General features: G+C 59.8%; 17 protein-coding genes. 13 read left to right on the top strand and 4 right to left on the bottom strand.

Annotation, left to right across the window (positions count from 1 at the left end; translation table 11 throughout):
- The first annotated feature begins 7 nt into the window (after nt 1-7).
- The 11 genes from ndk (at nt 8) to AC3WMT_RS19055 (ending at nt 11,376) form a co-directional block, all read left to right on the top strand.
- The gene (gene ndk, locus AC3WMT_RS19105) at nt 8-433 is read left to right on the top strand and encodes a nucleoside-diphosphate kinase (protein ID WP_003227894.1); all 426 of its coding nucleotides are present in this window, start codon (nt 8-10) and stop codon (nt 431-433) included.
- A 28-nt stretch (nt 434-461) separates the two neighbouring features.
- Nucleotides 462-1,610: a dual-specificity RNA methyltransferase RlmN gene (gene rlmN, locus AC3WMT_RS19100; RefSeq protein ID WP_103304539.1), complete on the top strand. Its 1,149-nt coding sequence runs from the start codon at nt 462-464 to the stop codon at nt 1,608-1,610.
- 12 nt (nt 1,611-1,622) lie between these two features.
- The gene (gene pilW / locus AC3WMT_RS19095; RefSeq protein WP_103304540.1) at nt 1,623-2,381 is read left to right on the top strand and encodes a type IV pilus biogenesis/stability protein PilW; all 759 of its coding nucleotides are present in this window, start codon (nt 1,623-1,625) and stop codon (nt 2,379-2,381) included.
- Nucleotides 2,381-3,418: a RodZ domain-containing protein gene (locus AC3WMT_RS19090; RefSeq protein ID WP_103304541.1), complete on the top strand. Its 1,038-nt coding sequence runs from the start codon at nt 2,381-2,383 to the stop codon at nt 3,416-3,418. The genes pilW and AC3WMT_RS19090 overlap by 1 nt, the downstream gene beginning before the upstream one ends.
- 3 nt (nt 3,419-3,421) lie before the next feature.
- Nucleotides 3,422-4,531 carry a flavodoxin-dependent (E)-4-hydroxy-3-methylbut-2-enyl-diphosphate synthase gene (gene ispG, locus AC3WMT_RS19085; RefSeq protein WP_103304542.1) on the top strand — a complete coding sequence of 370 codons (1,110 nt, stop codon included), beginning with the start codon at nt 3,422-3,424 and terminating at the stop codon, nt 4,529-4,531.
- A gap of 36 nt (nt 4,532-4,567) precedes the next feature.
- Nucleotides 4,568-5,857, top strand: coding sequence for a histidine--tRNA ligase (gene hisS, locus AC3WMT_RS19080; protein WP_103304543.1), 1,290 nt, complete (start codon nt 4,568-4,570; stop codon nt 5,855-5,857).
- A gap of 41 nt (nt 5,858-5,898) precedes the next feature.
- Complete coding sequence (locus AC3WMT_RS19075; protein ID WP_103304544.1) at nt 5,899-6,540, top strand: YfgM family protein; 642 nt, start codon at nt 5,899-5,901, stop codon at nt 6,538-6,540.
- Nucleotides 6,533-7,684 carry an outer membrane protein assembly factor BamB gene (gene bamB / locus AC3WMT_RS19070; protein WP_034156262.1) on the top strand — a complete coding sequence of 384 codons (1,152 nt, stop codon included), beginning with the start codon at nt 6,533-6,535 and terminating at the stop codon, nt 7,682-7,684. The genes AC3WMT_RS19075 and bamB overlap by 8 nt, the downstream gene beginning before the upstream one ends.
- 135 nt (nt 7,685-7,819) lie before the next feature.
- On the top strand, nt 7,820-9,292 hold the full coding sequence (der, locus tag AC3WMT_RS19065) for a ribosome biogenesis GTPase Der (protein ID WP_090286015.1): 1,473 nt from the start codon (nt 7,820-7,822) through the stop codon (nt 9,290-9,292).
- 156 nt (nt 9,293-9,448) lie between these two features.
- Complete coding sequence (locus AC3WMT_RS19060) at nt 9,449-10,597, top strand: pyridoxal phosphate-dependent aminotransferase (protein ID WP_103304545.1); 1,149 nt, start codon at nt 9,449-9,451, stop codon at nt 10,595-10,597.
- Nucleotides 10,585-11,376 (top strand): amidohydrolase, encoded by a 792-nt coding sequence (locus AC3WMT_RS19055; protein ID WP_103304546.1) that lies wholly within the window; start codon nt 10,585-10,587, stop codon nt 11,374-11,376. The genes AC3WMT_RS19060 and AC3WMT_RS19055 overlap by 13 nt, the downstream gene beginning before the upstream one ends.
- A gap of 176 nt (nt 11,377-11,552) precedes the next feature.
- Here the strand turns inward: AC3WMT_RS19055 and leuA are convergent, their stop codons facing one another.
- The 4 genes from leuA to AC3WMT_RS19035 form a co-directional block, all read right to left on the bottom strand.
- On the bottom strand, nt 11,553-13,232 hold the full coding sequence (leuA, locus tag AC3WMT_RS19050) for a 2-isopropylmalate synthase (RefSeq protein ID WP_103304547.1): 1,680 nt from the start codon (nt 13,230-13,232) through the stop codon (nt 11,553-11,555).
- A gap of 463 nt (nt 13,233-13,695) precedes the next feature.
- Nucleotides 13,696-14,517 (bottom strand): peptidoglycan DD-metalloendopeptidase family protein, encoded by an 822-nt coding sequence (locus AC3WMT_RS19045; RefSeq protein WP_103304549.1) that lies wholly within the window; start codon nt 14,515-14,517, stop codon nt 13,696-13,698.
- A gap of 3 nt (nt 14,518-14,520) precedes the next feature.
- Nucleotides 14,521-15,900, bottom strand: coding sequence for an exodeoxyribonuclease VII large subunit (xseA, locus tag AC3WMT_RS19040; protein ID WP_016984362.1), 1,380 nt, complete (start codon nt 15,898-15,900; stop codon nt 14,521-14,523).
- Nucleotides 15,901-16,030: 130 nt separating this feature from the next.
- Complete coding sequence (locus AC3WMT_RS19035; RefSeq protein WP_103304550.1) at nt 16,031-16,918, bottom strand: LysR family transcriptional regulator; 888 nt, start codon at nt 16,916-16,918, stop codon at nt 16,031-16,033.
- Between the two features lie 100 nt (nt 16,919-17,018).
- On the opposite strand from AC3WMT_RS19035, the gene AC3WMT_RS19030 reads away from it, so the two are divergent.
- Together AC3WMT_RS19030 and AC3WMT_RS19025 are read left to right on the top strand one after the other, a co-directional pair.
- Entirely contained in the window at nt 17,019-17,786 is a 768-nt protein-coding gene (locus AC3WMT_RS19030) for a sulfite exporter TauE/SafE family protein (protein WP_103304551.1), read from the top strand.
- Between the two features lie 183 nt (nt 17,787-17,969).
- Nucleotides 17,970-18,518, top strand: a complete 549-nt coding sequence (locus tag AC3WMT_RS19025) for a sugar ABC transporter ATPase (protein WP_103304552.1) — start codon at nt 17,970-17,972, stop codon at nt 18,516-18,518.
- The last annotated feature ends 109 nt before the right edge of the window (nt 18,519-18,627 follow it).

Below are 18,627 nucleotides of genomic sequence, written 5' to 3'. Positions count from 1 at the left end.
TTACACCATGGCTGTTCAACGCACTTTCTCCATCATCAAGCCTGACGCTGTTGCTAAAGGCGCTGCCGGCGAAATCGTTACCCGTTTCGAAAAGGCTGGTCTGAAAGTTGTTGCTTCGAAAATGAAGCAACTGTCCAAAGCCGAAGCTGAAGGCTTCTACGCTGAGCACAAAGAGCGCGGTTTCTTCGGTGACCTGGTTGCTTTCATGATCTCCGGTCCAGTAGTTGTTCAGGTTCTGGAAGGCGAAAACGCTATCGCTCGCAACCGTGAGCTGATGGGCGCTACCAACCCTAAAGAAGCTGCTGCTGGCACCATCCGTGCTGACTTCGCTGAGTCGATCGACGCCAACGCCGTGCACGGTTCGGACTCCGAAGCCGCTGCTGCTCGCGAAATCTCGTACTTCTTCGCAGCTACTGAAGTAACCACTCGCTAAGCATTGCTTAAAGAGTGAAGGTGAATCCATGACTACATCGACTGTTAAAACAAACCTGCTGGGTCTGACCCAGCCGGAAATGGAAAAATTCTTCGACTCAATCGGGGAGAAGCGTTTCCGTGCCGGTCAGGTAATGAAATGGATTCACCACTTTGGCGTCGATGATTTCGACGCCATGACGAACGTCAGCAAAGCCTTGCGCGACAAGCTCAAGGCGATTGCTGAGGTCCGTGGTCCGGAAGTGGTCAGCGAGGACATCTCCAGCGACGGCACCCGTAAATGGGTGGTGCGCGTGGCGTCCGGCAGCTGCGTCGAGACCGTGTACATTCCCCAGGGCAAACGCGGCACTTTGTGCGTTTCGTCCCAGGCAGGCTGTGCCCTGGATTGCAGTTTTTGCTCCACCGGCAAGCAAGGCTTCAATAGCAACCTCACCGCCGCCGAAGTCATCGGTCAGGTGTGGATTGCCAACAAATCTTTCGGCAGTGTCCCGGCCACCGTCGACCGTGCCATCACCAACGTGGTGATGATGGGCATGGGTGAGCCGCTGCTGAACTTCGACAACGTCGTCGCCGCCATGCATCTGATGATGGATGATCTGGGCTACGGGATCTCCAAGCGCCGCGTGACCCTGTCCACCTCGGGTGTGGTGCCGATGATCGATGAGCTGGCCAAGCACATCGACGTATCCCTGGCGTTGTCCCTGCACGCACCGAATGACGCATTGCGTAACCAATTGGTGCCGATCAACAAGAAGTATCCGCTTAAGATGCTGCTCGAGTCGTGCCAGCGCTACATGTCGTCCCTCGGCGAGAAACGCGTGCTGACCATCGAGTACACCTTGCTCAAGGACATCAACGACAAGGTCGAACACGCCGTTGAGATGATCGAGCTGCTGAAGAATATTCCGTGCAAGATCAACCTGATTCCGTTCAACCCGTTCCCGCACTCCGGGTACGAGCGGCCAAGCAACAACGCGATCCGTCGTTTCCAGGATCAGTTGCATCAGGCCGGTTTCAACGTCACTGTCCGCACCACCCGTGGTGAAGACATCGATGCCGCATGTGGTCAATTGGTAGGGCAGGTGCTGGATCGCACCCGTCGCAGCGAACGTTACATCGCGGTGCGTGAGTTGAGCGCCGACAGCGATCTGGCACAGAACGCCGCGAACACTAACTAAGAGAGGATCTCTATGTCCCTGCGCTTTGCGCTGCTGTTGCTGTTGGCCAGCCTGAGTGCTGGTTGTGTCCTGTCGGGTGACTACAACCCGATGAAGACCAGCAAGGGCCGCGATGAAGCGCGGGCTGCCTATGTGCAGCTGGGGCTGGGGTATTTGCAGCAGGGCATGACCGAGCGGGCCAAGGTGCCGCTGAAGAAAGCACTGGATCTGGATAGCTCCGATCCCGACGCCAATGCTGCCCTCGGTCTGGTGTTTCAGGCCGAAATGGAGCCGAAACTGGCCGGCGAGCACTTCCGCAAAGCCTTGTCCTCCCGTCCCGCTGATGCGCGCATCCTCAACAACTACGGCAGTTTTCTCTACGAAGAACAGCGTTACAAGGAAGCCTACGAGCGTTTTGAACAGGCCGCCGCCGATACCCTGTATCCTGAGCGTTCGCGTGTGTTCGAGAACCTCGGCATGACCGCATCCAAGCTGGGGCAGCGTGAGTTGGCGCAGCAGCAGCTGGAAAAGGCCCTGCGTTTGAACCGTCAACAACCGCGTGCATTGCTGGAAATGGCTGAGTTGTCCTTCGAAGACAGGCATTATGTGCCCGCGCGTGACTATTACGACCGTTTCAGCCTGCTAACCGAGCAAAATGCACGTAGTCTATTGCTCGGCGTTCGGCTGGCAAAAGTGTTTGAAGATCGCGACAAGGCCGCCAGTTACGGCCTGCAATTAAAACGACTCTATCCCGGTACGCCGGAATATCAGCAATACCTGTCGGAGCAATGATGAAAGCGGCGCATCCCGAAGTTGTAGCAGCGAATCGCGTTAACCCCGGTGAGACCCTGCGCCAGGCCCGCGAAAGCAATGGCTGGTCGCTGGCCGAAGTGGCCCTCAAGCTCAACCTCACCGTGACTTCCCTAAGCAATCTTGAAGCCGGCGCCTTCGACAAGCTGCCGGGGCATACCTTCGCTCGCGGTTACATTCGCGCCTATGCCAAGTTGCTCGGTATGGATCAGACCGTTCTGGTTCAGCAATTCGACCAGTCCACCGGCACCGATTCCCAGGGCAGCAACGTCCATGCGCTGGGCCGTATCGAAGAGCCGGTGCGCGTGTCCCACACTATTTTGCGTATCGTCAGCCTGCTGTTGCTGATCGCGGTCATCGGTGGCGGTTTCGTCTGGTGGCAGGATCAGACCTCGCTGCGGAGCAAAGACTTGAACACTCTGGCCCCGGAGCACGTCGAAGTCGAAGGCGCCGATGGCACCACCCAGATTCACCCGATCGACGAGCCGGAAGATCAGGCTGTCGCTGAAGGTCAGGCGGAGGGCGCGACCGCTCTGGCCCTGCCGCAGTCGGAAACCACCGCTGAATCGACCGGTGCCGAGCCTGCTGCGCCAGCAACTGCACCGGTTGCTCCAGCTGCTCCGAGCGCAACGCCCGCAGCACCGGTTCATACGCCCGCCCCGGTTGTTGCCACGCCTGCTACTCCGGCACCAACTGTTCCGAGCACGCCAGCGCCGACTGTCACCGCGCCAGTGGCCCCGACGATCAGCGCTCCTGCCGCAGCCGCTCCGGTGGCCGGTCAAGGCCAGGTGTCGGTACAGTTCGTCGCCGATTGCTGGACCCAGGTCAGCGACGGCAGCGGCAAAGTTCTGTTCAGTGGCCTGAAGCGTAAAGGCGACAGCCTGGCGGTTGCCGGCAAGCCACCGTTTGCCGTGCGCCTGGGTTATGCCCGTGGCGCGCAGGTCAGCTACAACGGCCAGCCGGTCGATGTCGCTCCGTTCACCAGTGGCGAGACTGCTCGCCTGAAGTTGGGTCAATAAGTCATGCACGGCGAATCTCCAATCAAACGTCGCTTTTCGCGCAAGATCTGGGTCGGCAATGTGCCGGTGGGCGGCGATGCGCCGATCGCTGTGCAGAGCATGACCAACAGCGACACCAATGATGTTGCCGCCACCGTTGCGCAGATCAATCGTCTGGAAGCCGCCGGTGTCGACATCGTCCGCGTATCGGTGCCGGACATGGACGCCGCCGAGGCGTTCGGCAAGATCAAGCAACTGGTCAAGGTGCCGCTGGTTGCCGACATTCACTTCGACTACAAGATCGCTTTGCGCGTAGCCGAACTGGGTGTGGACTGCCTGCGGATCAACCCGGGCAACATCGGTCGTGAAGACCGCGTGCGTGCCGTGGTCGATGCCGCCCGTGATCGCGGGATTCCGATCCGCATCGGCGTCAACGCCGGTTCGCTGGAAAAAGATCTGCAAAAGAAATACGGCGAGCCGACGCCAGCGGCGCTGGTTGAGTCCGCTCTGCGCCACGTCGAACACCTCGAACGCCTGAATTTCCAGGACTTCAAGGTCAGCGTGAAGGCTTCCGACGTGTTCATGGCCGTCGAAGCCTACCGCTTGCTGGCCAAGGAAATCGTTCAGCCGCTGCACCTGGGCATCACCGAAGCCGGTGGATTGCGTTCGGGCACAGTGAAATCCGCCGTGGGCCTAGGTATGCTGCTCGCCGAGGGGATTGGCGATACTATCCGCATCTCGCTGGCGGCCGACCCGGTCGAGGAAGTGAAGGTCGGATACGACATTCTCAAGTCTTTGCATCTGCGTTCCCGCGGCATCAACTTCATCGCCTGCCCGAGCTGCTCGCGGCAGAACTTCGATGTGGTCAAGACCATGAACGAGCTGGAAGGGCGCCTTGAAGACCTGCTGGTGCCGCTGGATGTCGCGGTGATCGGTTGTGTGGTCAACGGCCCCGGCGAAGCCAAGGAAGCCCATATCGGCTTGACCGGCGGCACGCCAAACCTGATTTACATCGACGGCAAACCGTCGCAGAAACTGACGAATGACAATCTGGTGGATGAGCTGGAAAGGCTGATCCGCGAGAAAGCGGCCGAAAAGGTCGAAGCTGACGCAGCGGTTATCGCGCGCGGCTGAGCCTGACTGAAAGCCGAACGAATTTAAGGATTTAAAGTGAGCAAGTCTCTGCAAGCCATTCGTGGCATGAACGACATCCTGCCCGAGCAGACCCCGCTGTGGCGCTATTTCGAGAGCACCGTTGCGCGCCTGCTGGATAACTACGGTTACAAGCAGATCCGCATGCCGATCGTCGAGTTCACCGAGCTGTTCAAACGCTCGATCGGTGAAGTGACCGACATCGTCGAAAAAGAGATGTACACCTTCGAAGACCGCAACGGCGACTCCCTGACCCTGCGTCCGGAAGGCACTGCCGCGTGCGTGCGCGCTGTGCTCGAGCACGGCATCACCGGCGGTGGTCAGGTGCAAAAGCTTTGGTACATCGGCCCGATGTTTCGCCACGAGCGTCCGCAAAAAGGCCGTTATCGCCAGTTCCACCAGATCGGTCTTGAGGTGTTCAACCTCGACGGTCCGGACATCGATGCCGAACTGATCATCATGACCTGGCGCCTGTGGGGCGAGCTGGGCATTCGTGATGCGGTCAAACTCGAACTCAACAGCCTCGGCACCAGCGAGTCCCGTGGTCGTTATCGTGAAGCGCTGGTCGAGTACCTCTCGGCGCACCACGACAAGCTCGACGAAGACAGCCAGCGTCGTCTGAAAACCAACCCGCTGCGCGTGCTCGACACCAAAAATGCCGACACCCAGGCCGTGCTGGTCGATGCGCCGAAAATGGCCGACTACCTCGACGACGAATCCCGTGCCCACTTCGAAGGCTTGAAGGCCCGTCTGGATGCCGTTGGCATTCCTTACGTGCTCAACCCGAAGCTGGTGCGTGGCCTCGATTACTACAGCAAAACCGTTTTTGAGTGGGTCACCGACAAGCTGGGTGCCCAGGGGACTGTGTGCGCGGGCGGCCGTTATGACGGTCTGGTCGAGCAGATGGGCGGCAAGCCAACCACTGGCGTCGGTTTCGCCATGGGTATCGAGCGCCTGGTGCTGATGCTCGAAACCCTTGAGCAGATCCCGGAAGAAATCTCCCGTCAGGTCGATGTCTACCTCTGCGCCTTCGGTGAAGCCGCCGAGCTGGCCGGTCTGAAACTGGCCGAACGTGTTCGCGATCAACTTCCAAACCTGCGCCTGCAAGTCAATGCCGGCGCCGGCAGCTTCAAGAGCCAGTTCAAGAAGGCCGACAAGAGCGGTGCGCTGTACGCACTGATCCTCGGTGACGACGAAATGGCCCAGCAAGTGTTAGGTTTCAAACCCCTGCGTGGCCAGGGCGAACAACAAAGCATTGCCTGGGATGCGCTCGCCGCTCACCTGGCCACCTGCGTCGTGCAGGGTTGAAGCTGTCTAAACAGCCGATTTAGCGATTAAGGAGTATTGGGGTGTCGAGTACCGAAGACGAACAGTTGGCGGATTTGAAGGACTGGTGGACACGCAACGGCAAACCTCTGGTCACCGGCGGCCTGTTGGCGCTGGTCATCGTGTTCGGCTGGCAGGCTTATCACAAGTATCAGAGCAACCAGTCGCAAGGTGCTTCGGTGCTCTATCAGCAATTGCTGGAAACCACGCTGACGCCTGACGGCAAGCCTGATGTTGCCCGTGTTGCAGATCTGGCCGGCAAGCTCAACAGCGAGTTCGGCGGTTCTGCCTACGCACAGTACGGCAGCCTGTTCGTGGCCAAGGTTGCAGTCGACAGCGGCAAGCTGGACGACGCCGCGACCGAGCTGAAAACCATCGTCGACAAACCGGCCAACCCGGCGCTGGGCGAAATCGCCCGTCAGCGTCTGGCGCAGGTGCTCGGCGCGCAGAACAAGGCCGAAGACGCCCTGAAACTGCTCGACGGCGACGCCGACAAAGCGTTCCTGGCCACTCGCGAAGAACTCAAGGGCGACCTGCTGGTACAGCTGGGCCGTACCGATGACGCGAACAAGGCGTATCAAAAAGCCAAGGCGGCACTGTCGGATGAAGCGGCGGTCGGTGGCCTTCAAATCAAGCTCGACGACCTGGCCAAAGGGGATGCGTGACGTGATCCGTTGGAAGCATGCAGCATTGCTGGCTCTGGCCCTTCTGGCCGCGGGTTGCAGCAGCAACAGTAAAAAAGAATTGCCACCGGCTGAACTGACCGACTTCAAAGAAGAAGTGGTTCTGCACAAGCAGTGGAGTCGTTCGATCGGTGACGGTCAGGGCGAGACCTACAACATGCTGGTGCCGGCGATCGACGGTGACACCATCTACGCCGCTGATGTGACCGGCGTGGTGATGGCCATGGATCGCGGCAATGGCGACGTGAAGTGGAAGCAGGATCTCGATCTGCCTGTCTCCGGCGCCGTTGGCGTGGGTTACGGTCTGGTTCTGATTGGCACTCTGCGTGGCGAAGTGGTCGCTCTGGATACCAGCAATGGTGAAGAGAAATGGCGTGCTCGCGTCAACAGCGAAGTCCTTGCGCCGCCGGCCAACAACGGCGACGTGGTGGTGGTTCAGACTCAGGACGATCGTCTGATCGGTCTGGATGCCTCCACCGGTACGCAACGCTGGGTGTATGACAGCACGCCTGCCGTTCTGACCCTGCGTGGCACCAGTGCACCGCTGGTGACCAACCGCCTCGCGGTGGCTGGCCTGTCGACCGGCAAAGTGGTCGCTCTGGACATCTCCAACGGCGTGCCGGTGTGGGAACAACGGATCGCGATTCCACAGGGTCGCTCGGAACTGGAGCGCGTGGTCGACATCGACGGCGGTCTGCTGTTGTCCGGCGGTACGCTGTACGTTGCCAGCTATCAGGGTCGCGTGGCGGCACTGGATCTGGAAAGCGGTCGTCAACTCTGGCAGCGCGATGCGTCGAGCTACGCCGGTATTGCCCAGGGTTTCGGCAGCGTTTACGTGAGCCTGTCCTCGGGCACCGTTGAAGGCGTCGACGAGCGTTCCACCACTGCGCTGTGGAGCAACGATTCGCTGGCTCGCCGTCAGTTGTCGGCTCCGGAAGTGTTCTCCAGCTACGTGGCAGTGGGTGACCTGGAAGGTTATCTGCACCTGCTGAGTCAGGTTGACGGTCGTTTCGTCGGCCGTGAGCGCATCGACAGCGACGGCCTGCGTGCCCGTCCGCTGGTGGTGGGTGACACGATTTATGTGTATGGCAACAGCGGCAAACTGGAAGCCCTGACCATCAAGTAACAACTATGCTTGGGGTTAATCCCCAAGCGGCCTTGTATTTACAAGGCTTGCAGCACCCATGGGTGTTGCCCCGAGCACCAGCCGCTGCCTCGCAGCGGCTTTTGTATTTTCTGAAATAACGAAGTGGAGAGCCGCATGGTTCCCGTAATCGCCCTGGTGGGCCGACCGAACGTCGGCAAATCCACCTTGTTCAACCGCCTGACCAGGACTCGCGACGCCATCGTCGGCGACTTGTCCGGTCTGACCCGTGATCGCCAGTACGGTGAGGCCAAGTGGCAAGGGCGTTCCTACATTCTGATCGACACCGGCGGTATCTCCGGTGACGAGCACGGTATGGACGAAAAAATGGCCGAGCAGTCGCTGCTGGCCATTGAAGAGGCAGATGTTGTTCTGTTCCTGGTAGATGCCAAGGCCGGTTTCACCGCCGCCGACCAGATGATCGCCGAGCACCTGCGCAAACGTAACAAGCGTTCCCACGTGGTCGCCAACAAGGTCGACAACATCGACCCGGAAATGGCTCGCGCCGAGTTCGCCCCGCTGGGCATGGGCCACGCGATCCCGATCGCCGGTGCTCACGGTCGCGGCATCACGCAATTGCTGGAAGCCGCCCTGAGCGATTTCCCGCGTGATGATGACGAGCCTGCTGAAGGCGAAGAAGAAGAGATCGTCGCCGAAGGCGAGGAAGCCAAGCGCATTCCTGGCCCGAGCGAAAAAGACGGGATCAAGATCGCCATCATCGGCCGTCCGAACGTCGGCAAATCGACGCTGGTCAACCGCATGCTTGGTGAAGACCGGGTCATCGTCTACGACCAACCCGGCACCACGCGTGACAGTATCTACATCCCGTTCGAACGGAATGAAGAGAAGTACACGCTGATCGACACCGCCGGTGTGCGCAAGCGCGGCAAGATCCACGAAGAAGTCGAAAAATTCTCCGTGGTCAAAACCCTGCAGGCGATCAAAGACGCCAACGTGGTGATCTTCGTGATGGACGCCCGCGAAGGCGTGGTCGATCACGACCTCAACCTGTTGGGCTTCGCCATCGAATCGGGTCGTGCGCTGGTTATCGCGATCAACAAGTGGGACGGCATGACGCCGAGCGAGCGCGACTTCGTGAAGGTCGAGCTGCAACGTCGACTGTTCTTCGTTGATTACGCCGACATCCACTTCATCTCGGCCCTGCACGGTACTGGCGTGGGCAACCTCTACGCTTCCGTGCAGAACTCGTTCAAGTCGGCGGTCACCCGCTGGCCGACCAACCGTCTGACCCAGATTCTCGAAGACGCGGTTGGCGAACACGCGCCACCGATGGTCAACAACCGCCGGATCAAGCTGCGTTACGCCCACTTGGGTGGTGCGAACCCGCCGATCATCGTGATTCACGGTAACCAGATCGAGAAAGTGCCGAAGTCGTACGTGCGCTATCTGGAGAACACTTATCGCCGTGTGCTGAAGCTGGTCGGTACGCCGATCCGCATCGAGTTCAAGGGCGGCGAGAACCCGTACGAAGGCAACAAGAACACGTTGACCGACCGCCAGGTCAACAAGAAGCGTCGCTTGATGTCGCACAACAAGAAAGCCAGCAAGAAGCGCCGCGACAAGAAGTAAGGTCGCTGGCCGTTGATCGTTCCCATGCTCCGCGTGGGAACGATCGTTGAAAGAGAAGGGCGCCGGTAGGCGCCCTTTTTTTATGGGCGTCGGATGGGCTATCCTCGGGCTCTCCCGCGCCGCCGTCAGAGCCGGGTGTTGAGCAGGGAACCCCCGATGATCACCAGTAAGCTGCCGAATGTCGGCATCACTATTTTCACGCAGATGTCTCAGCTCGCGGCGCAGACCGGAGCCATCAACCTGTCCCAGGGTTTCCCTGATTTCGACGGCCCGCAGTCGTTGCGCGACGCGGTGGGACGGCATATCGCCAGTGGCCACAACCAGTATTCGCCGATGACCGGCCTGCCGGCACTGCGTGAGCAGATTGCGGCGAAGATCGCTCGCAGCTACGGCGTGAAGGTGGATGCCGACACTGAGGTGACGGTGACGCCGGGCGCCACCCAAGCGATCTTCTGTGCGATTCAGGCGGTTATCCACAACGGCGACGAAGTCATCGTGTTCGACCCTTGCTACGACAGCTACGAGCCGGCGACGGAGTTGGCGGGCGGCCGGTGTGTGCATGTGCAACTGAACCCGAACGATTTCTCCATCGATTTCGACAAGCTCGCGGCGGCCCTGAGCCCGCGCACGAAAATGATCGTCATCAACACCCCGCACAACCCCAGCGGCGCATTGATCAGCCGCGCCGAGCTGGATCAACTGGCGGCATTGATTCGCGACCGCGACATCTACCTGATCAGCGACGAAGTCTACGAACATCTGGTGTTCGACGGCGTGCCGCATGTCAGTGTGCTGGCCCATGAAGAGCTGTATCAGCGCGCGTTCGTGGTCAGCTCGTTCGGCAAGACCTACCACGTCACTGGCTGGAAAACCGGTTACGTCGTCGCGCCCCCCGCGCTGACCGCCGAGTTGCGCAAAGTGCACCAGTACGTCAGTTTCTGCGGGGTCACACCGCTGCAATACGCCTTGGCCGATTACATGGCCGAGCATCCGGAACACGTTGAAGAGCTGCCGGGGTTCTATCAGGCCAAGCGCGATCTGTTCTGCGATCTATTGGCTTCGTCGCGATTCAGCTTCACCCGTGTCGCTGGCACCTATTTCCAGTTGGTCGACTATTCGCAGATCCGTCCCGAGCTGAACGATGTCGAGATGGCGACATGGATGACCCGCGAACACGGCGTGGCGAGTATTCCAGTGTCGGTGTTCTACCAGAACCCACCTGAAGGCCAGCGCCTGGTGCGTCTGTGCTTTGCCAAACGCGAGGAGACGCTGCGCGAAGCGGCGGCAAAACTATGCGCGATCTGAGTACGTTGCCCGACCTCAATCTGGCGTTGATCCAGACCAGCCTTGCCTGGCACGACCGTCAGGCCAACCTTGAGCACTTCGACGCGTTGCTGGAACAGGCGCGTGGGGCAGATCTGATCATCCTGCCGGAAATGTTCACCACTGGCTTCTCGATGGAGTCGGCAACCCTCGCCGAAGCTGAAAACGGCCCGACCAGCAAATGGCTCAAGGTGCAGGCGGCAAAGCTGAATGCGGTCATTACCGGCAGCGTGATCATTCAGGCGGCTGACGGCAGCCATCGCAATCGTCTGCTGTGGGCACGTCCCGATGGCGAAGTGCTGCATTACGACAAGCGTCATCTGTTTCGCATGGCCGGCGAGCACAACCATTACACCCCCGGCGAGCGCCAAGTGCAGTTCGAGCTCAAGGGTTGGCGCATCCGCCCGCTGATTTGCTACGACCTGCGCTTCCCGGTATGGAGTCGCGACGCCCAGGACACCGATCTGCTCCTGTACACCGCCAACTGGCCGGGTGCCCGGCGTCTGCACTGGAACCGTTTGCTGCCAGCGCGAGCGATTGAAAACCTCTGCTACGTGGCGGCGGTGAATCGCGTGGGGACCGACGGCAAGGGCTTTGCCTACACCGGTGACAGTCAGGTATTGGATTTCCAAGGCGAGATGTTGCTGGCGGCGGGCGAGGCTGACGGAGTCTTTAAGGCTGTTCTTGAGGCGGCGCCACTGGCGGCGTACCGCGAGCGCTTTCCGGCGAATCTGGATGCGGATACCTTCGAGTTCACCTGAGTTTTGCGCCGTCTGTTCAGGCCTCTTCGCGGGCAAGCCCGCTCCCACAGGGAATTGCGTTCAAACTGTGGGAGCGGGCTTGCCCGCGAAGAGGCCTGATTGAACAACACAAAACCATCAGGCAAAAAAAGGCCCCGAGGTTCAAACCCCGGGGCCTTTTGCATTTCAGCGACAGCTTAAGCCGCTTTCGCTTCCGGCTGGCTCAACGAGCGGTTCAGTGCACTGAACAGCGCCTTGAAGCTGGCGGTGGTGATGTTTTCATCGATCCCTACGCCGTGCACCGCACGCTCACCGTTCACACGCAATTCGATGTAGGCCGCAGCCTTGGCGTTGGTACCCGCACCAATTGCGTGTTCGTTGTAGTCCATGATCTCCACTGGAATCGGTAAGCCGGCCACCAGTGCTTCCAGCGCACCGTTGCCTTTGCCGCGCCAGTGCAGGTTGGTTTCGCCCTGACCCTTGCTCGCCACTTCCACTTCAACATTGCTGTTGCCGTTTTCTTCCTGCAGGCGATGGCTGACCAGCGCGTACGGGGTGTTGGCTTGCAGATATTCGCTGATCAACAGCGAGTGGATCTGCTTGGCGGTCATTTCCAGGCCCAGACGGTCTGTTTCACGCTGCACGACCTGGCTGAACTCGATCTGCATGCGACGCGGCAGGCTGATGCCGTATTCCTGCTCCAGCAAGTAGGCGATGCCACCCTTGCCGGACTGGCTGTTGACGCGGATCACCGCCTCGTAGCTACGACCGATGTCGGCCGGGTCGATCGGCAAGTACGGCACTTCCCACAGGGCATCGGATTTCTGCTGGGCGAAGCCCTTGCGGATCGCGTCCTGGTGGGAGCCGGAGAATGCGGTGTGGACCAGGTCACCGACGTATGGGTGACGTGGATGAACCTGGATCTGGTTGCACTCTTCGACGACTTTGCGCACGCCGTCGATGTCGGAGAAGTCCAGTTGCGGGTCGAGGCCCTGGGTGTACATGTTCAGTGCCACTGTGACGAGGTCGACGTTACCGGTGCGCTCGCCGTTGCCGAACAGGCAGCCTTCGACGCGGTCGGCGCCGGCCATCAGGCCCAACTCGGTGGCGGCCACGCCGGTGCCACGGTCGTTATGGGTGTGCAGGCTGATGAGCACGCTGTCACGACGGTTGATGTTGCGATGGAACCACTCGATCTGGTCGGCGTAGACGTTCGGCGTCGCGCATTCAACGGTGGCTGGCAGGTTGAGGATGATCTTGTGCTCAGGCGTCGGGTTCCAGACCTCGATCACCGCGTCACAGACTTCCTTGGCGAATTCCAGTTCGGTGGCGCTGAAGGTTTCCGGCGAGTATTCGAAGGTCCACTCGGTGTCCGGCTGCATCGCGGCGTATTTGACGAACAGCTTGGCGGCGTTGACCGCGATGGCCTTGATGCCGTCCTTGTCCTGGTTGAAGACAATGCGACGGAAAGACGGCGAGGTAGCGTTGTACAGGTGAACGATGGCTTTTTTCGCCCCGCGCAAGGATTCGAAAGTGCGCTCGATCAAGTCTTCACGGCCCTGGGTCAGCACCTGAATGGTGGTGTCGTCCGGGATATGGCCTTCCTCGATGAGAGTACGCACGAAGTCGAAGTCGGTTTGCGACGCTGCCGGGAACGAGGCTTCGATTTCCTTCACACCCACTTGAACGAGGGTTTTCCAGAAGCGCAGCTTTTTCACCGCGTCCATCGGCTCGATCAGCGACTGGTTGCCGTCACGCAGGTCGGAGCTGCACCAGATCGGCGCGGTGTCGATGGTTTTCGACGGCCAGGTGCGATCCGGCAAGTTAATGACGGGAAATGCGCGGTATTTCGAAGACGGATCTTTGAGCATGCTCATCGGGAAATTCCTTATTGTCTGGGCCGAAAAGAGGCGGCCTGCCGGTGGAACGAATATTCTTGGAAAAGAGTGGGACGAGGCGCAGCGATTCAGCCCGGCAGTCGTGCGCTGACGAGGCACAGGCTGCGGTGCTGGCGAAGCTGAATAAGGGTGTGAGAGGTTTTCATGCCTTCAACCCTAACCGCGGGTGGGAAGGATGGCAAGCAGTCGGAAAAAATTGAGAGGAATACTCGGAAAGCGAGTTTTTGCGCGATTTTATTGTGCGTAATAAAGACGATTGTTTGGTTTTTTGCGCGGGGTTCGGTTGGGGCGCAATTGATTTTTTGGGGGAGCATTGAGTATTGCGGTGTTGTACAGGCCGCCTTCGCGAGCAGGCTCGCTCCCACAGGGGATCTTTGTTGTTAATAAGATCGAGTGTGGGAGCGAGCCTGCTCGCGAAGAGGCCGGTCGCCTCAACACATATTTAAGGCTGGAATGCACCAATGAAAATCGCCGGATCCACCCGCGCATCATTTAGGCTGATATTCCAGTGCATGTGCGGCCCGGTCGCCCGGCCAGTCGAACCCACTTTGCCGACCACTGCGCCACGCGCCAGTTGATCGCCGACCTTCACATCAATCTTCGACATATGGCAGAACATACTGATAAAGCCCTGACCATGATCGACAAACACCGTGTTGCCGTTGAAAAAATAGTTGCCGGTCAGAATCACTTTGCCCGCCGCCGGAGTCTTGATCGGCGTGCCCGCCGGCACCGCGAAGTCCAGGCCCGCATGCGGATTGCGCTCTTCACCATTGAAGAAACGGCGCACACCAAACTTGCTCGACAGCGGCCCGTTGACCGGTTTGTCCAGTAGCAGATTGCTCGGCGTGTTCGGGCTGAAACTGCGATACGCCTTGATCTGCTCGGCCAGTTCGCCCTCGATGCGCTTGAGGTTCGACTGATCCGGATTGACTTGCTGCTTGTTCTTCAGGGTGATGCGTTGTTCAGGGTATTTCTTGTTGCCCACGGTAAACGGCAGATTGCGCCCACCACTGCTGATCTGCTGCGCGCCGGGCTTGACCGTTAGCGGCACGCCAACAATCGCCAGCCAATTGTTCTGCTCCTTCACCACCAGCACCGGTTTGCCCTGATACGTGGCTTTCGGCGCCTGAGCGGCAACGCCCAGATCAACCACCGCGACGCCCCCCGGCACCGGTTTGTTCAGCAGCCGGGTGATGTAACTGTCGGCGTGGGCGTTGAAGGTCAGACAGAGCAAAAACAATGGAGCCAGAAAACGCGGCATGGATCAGTCCAGTAAAGAGAGGGTGACAGGCGTCAGGTGATTGTCCTCGACGCGCACTTGCAGTTCGCCTTCGCCGAGTTTGGCTTTGAGGCGCTGCCCGGTGTGAGTCTGTGCGGCGTTGCGAATCGCATGACCGCGTTCGTCGAGCAGAATGCTGTAACCACGGCCGAGGGTCGCCAGCGGACTGACCACATGCAGTGTCTGCATCTGGCTATGCAATTGCAGGCGACGGTTTTTCAGACCTTCGCGCATGGCTCGCGGCAGGCGTTCGGCGAGGCTGTCCAGACGTTGGCGCAGCATCGCCAGTTGCCGTCCCGGATGCTGACCGGCGAGGCGCGTTTCCAGGCGAATCAGGCGTTCGCGGCGGGTGTTGAGGTGGCGTTCAAAGGCGCGGCGCATGCGCATGTCCAGATCGTCCAGACGCTGAGCCTGCTGGCGCAGACGTTCACCGGGATGACGCAGACGCCGGGCCATGCCTTCAAGGCGCAGGCGATCACGCATCAAACGGTCTCGCATGCGCATCACCAGACGGCGGTGCAGGCTTTCCACCTGACGGATCAGATGGCTGGAGTCTGGGGCGAGCAGTTCGGCGGCGGCGGAAGGCGTTGGTGCGCGAACGTCGGCGACAAAGTCGCTGATCGACACATCGGTTTCATGGCCGACGGCGCTGACAATCGGCGTTACGCAGGCATCGACGGCGCGGGCCACGGCTTCTTCGTTGAAGCACCAGAGGTCTTCCAGCGAGCCACCGCCACGGGCAAGGATCAACGCATCGAAGCCGCGGGCATCGGCCATTTTCAGGGCGCGGACGATTTGTGCAGTGGCTTCGCGGCCCTGTACGGCAGTCGGAATCAGCGTCAGTTGCACCTGCGGCGCACGACGGCGGAACACGCTGATGATGTCGCGGATCACCGCGCCGGTCGGCGAGCTGATGATGCCGATGCGCTGCGGATGCGCCGGCAGCGGCACTTTGCGTTCGGCGCTGAAAAGGCCTTCGGCGCTGAGCTTTTCCTTCAGTGCATCGAAGGCCAGACGCAACGCACCGTCACCGGCCGGCTCCACGGTGTCGAGAATCAGCTGGTAGTCGCCACGGCCCTCGAACAGTGAAACCTTGCCGCGCACCTTCACGGCCAGGCCATCCTTCAGCGCCTGACGCACTCGCGCCGCGTTCTGGCGGAACAAGGCACAGCGCACCTGTGCGCCGCTGTCCTTGAGCGTGAAGTAAATGTGCCCCGACGCCGGGCGGGCGAGGTTGGAGATTTCGCCTTCGACCCAGATGTTGCTGAACACGTCTTCGAGCAACACCCGCGCACGGCCGTTGAGCTGGCTGACGGTCAGGACTTCACGGTCCAGGCCAAGTCTTGCAAAGGGATCTTTAATCATGGGGCGCAGTTTAAAGGCATTCGCCGTCGAATCACCACATGTCCCCTGTAGGAGTAAGCCTGCTCGCGATAGCGGTGTGTCAGGCGAAGAGGTGGTGATGGACAGATCGCTATCGCGAGCAGGCTCACTCCTACAAGGGATTTGTAAAAGTCTGGAGGAAGTGTTGGATCAGTGGAGTAGGGTTCTGGCGATAGGCGAGGGCGACGGTGCTTTGGCAGTCGGGGTCGCTCAGTGGCAAAAAGCGTACGCCGGGCGGGGCAAGGTCCTGCATCGATTCCGGCAGCAGGGCAATGCCGAATCCGGCCTGAATCAACTGCAATTGCGTGGTCTTGCGCGACATCACCCGCGCCGCTTTCGGAAAAAAGCCCTGACGCATGCACAGGTCGGCACATAAATAGCTCAGGCCGCCGCGCTGTGGATGGGGAATGGAAATGAACGGTTCATCTTTCAGTTGCGCCAGTTCGACCAGGGCCGAATCGGCCAACCGATGTTCGGCCGGAACTGCCAGCAGCAAACGCTCAGTAAACAGCGGCACGATCTGAATGCCTTCACGCTGACGAAGCACAGGCAGGCGCAGCAAGCCAATATCGAGGCGCCCCTCGGCCAGATCCTCAAGTTGCGCCTCCGAGGACAGTTTGCCGATGTTCAGCGACACGCCTTGTTGCTGATCGAGATAGCGGCTGATGTCACGCAGCAGGCGCCCACTGATCGGTACGGTGCTCGAATGACTCAGGCGCAATGTACCGAGTTGGCCGTTACCGACTTCGGTGGCCATGGCGCTGGCTTTACTCAGCTCGTTGAGCAGATTTTTCGCACGCGGTAAAAACGCTTCGCCCGCGGCGGTGAGTCGAGGCTGGCGCGCGGTGCGTTCGAACAACGGTGTTTGCAACTGGATCTCCATCTCCTTGATCTGCCGGCTCAGCGCCGATTGCGCAATGAACAATCGCTCGGCTGCAGCACTGAAACTGCCGCATTCGGCGATTTCCACGAAGTAACGCAGTTGGCGGGTAGACAGCACGAGGTATGCCTTTTCGAGATGGGTGGTCGGCTTTGAAGATATTAGTCGCAACGCTTGGCGCTGGCTAAAGTCATCGCAAGCTTATTAAGGACGCGGATCGATGAGCGTGGCAGGACTGTTGAATGAATGGGCGTGGGGCGCCGAGGGCTGGGTGGTGATCGGGCTGGCTATCGCGCTGGCTTATATCGTGTTCGGCATCGCCGGATTTGGCACGGCGCTGGTGGCGGGGCCGATTCTGATTGTGTTTATGCCGTTGTCGAAAATCGTGCCGTTGCTGGTGTTGCTGGATTTCGTTGCAGCGTTCGGCAATCTGCTGCCGTCGCGCCGCGATGTGGCCAAGCCTGAGTTGCTGCGGCTGCTGCCGTGCATGGCCGTGGGTTGCACGTTGGGGGTGATCTTCCTGCTCAACCTCAAATCGGAGCTGTTGTTGCTGTTGATGGGGCTGTTCATCAGCGCCTATGCGATTTACAGCCTGTGGGTCAAAACGCGGCCGGCGCAATTGTCAGCGGCGTGGGCGGTGCCGATGGGTACGGTCGGTGGGTTGTTCGGGGCGCTGTTTGGCAGTGGCGGCTTTTTATACGCGATCTATCTCAACAGCCGGTTGCCGAAAGACGCAGCGCGGGCCACGCAAAGTGCGCTGATCAGTTGCAGTACGGTGGTGCGTTTGAGCCTGTTTGCCATCGCCGGCGTGTATGCCGAGCTACCCTTGTTGATGTTGGCGCTGTGTCTGTTACCGGCCATGGCGCTGGGGTTGTGGATCGGGCGGCGGTTGACCCTGCGCTTGTCTCGCGAGGCGTTTGTGCGGCTGGTGACGTGGTTGGTGCTGGCGAGCGGGATTGCGTTGATCGGGCGTTATTTCAGCACTTGACCGCATTTCGTCAGGGATTAAGCTGCCGCCCGCACTGACGCCATCGCTGGCAAGCCAGCTCCCACAGAGTTCGGTCGCTCACAAATATTGTGTACACCAGAAAAACCTGTGGGAGTTGGCTTGCCAACGATGGCGTCGGAGAGAGCACCGCAGAATTTCCATTTGACGTCACAGGCTGCACCCATGAATTCGCAAAGCATCATCGTCCCGAAAATTTCCACCCTGCCGGTCCACGAACCCCGGGCCCGGGCGATCGTGCGCTGGCTGGTGCGCAAGAACATCATCGAGGAAGAGTTGACCACCTGCGGGCGCACTGGCAACCGCATGGCCCACGCCATTGCCGATGGCGCCCGCGCCGTGGTGTTGCACCCAGAGGCGCTGCCGTTCGGCGAGCCGATCAACGGCCTGGAGATCGTCACCAAACGCTGCATCTACACCCCGGCCAAGGGCTTTCTCGAAGAAGCCGGTTGCGCCGAGTGCCGTCGCGAAGTCGGCGAAGCGCTGTTCGAAAGCCTCGAAGACTGGTTCCCAGGCCGCACCGACAACTTCACCTGCCCAGAATGCGGGCACGAAGACGACATCAACGGCTTTCTGTACCTGCAGGAGTGCGCGTTCTCCAACCTCGGTTTCATCTTCAATAACTGGCTGGAAGCAGGGTTCAAGCAGAGCTTTATCGATGAATTTGCCGATTGGCTGGATCAACCTGTCTCTTGGGTCAAGGTAGAACTGTAGAGCCGGCGATTCCCGTACATCAGCAACATTGATATTAAGCAGAGTTTTACATTGAACAGCAGGGGGTGTCTGACTATAATGGCGCGCTTCCATTTTCCCGCTCGGGAGC

The sequence above is a fragment of the Pseudomonas sp. FW305-7 genome, from assembly GCF_058786735.1.
The sequence above is the reverse complement of the archived record's forward strand: the minus strand, read 5'-3'. Positions and strand labels throughout refer to the sequence as shown.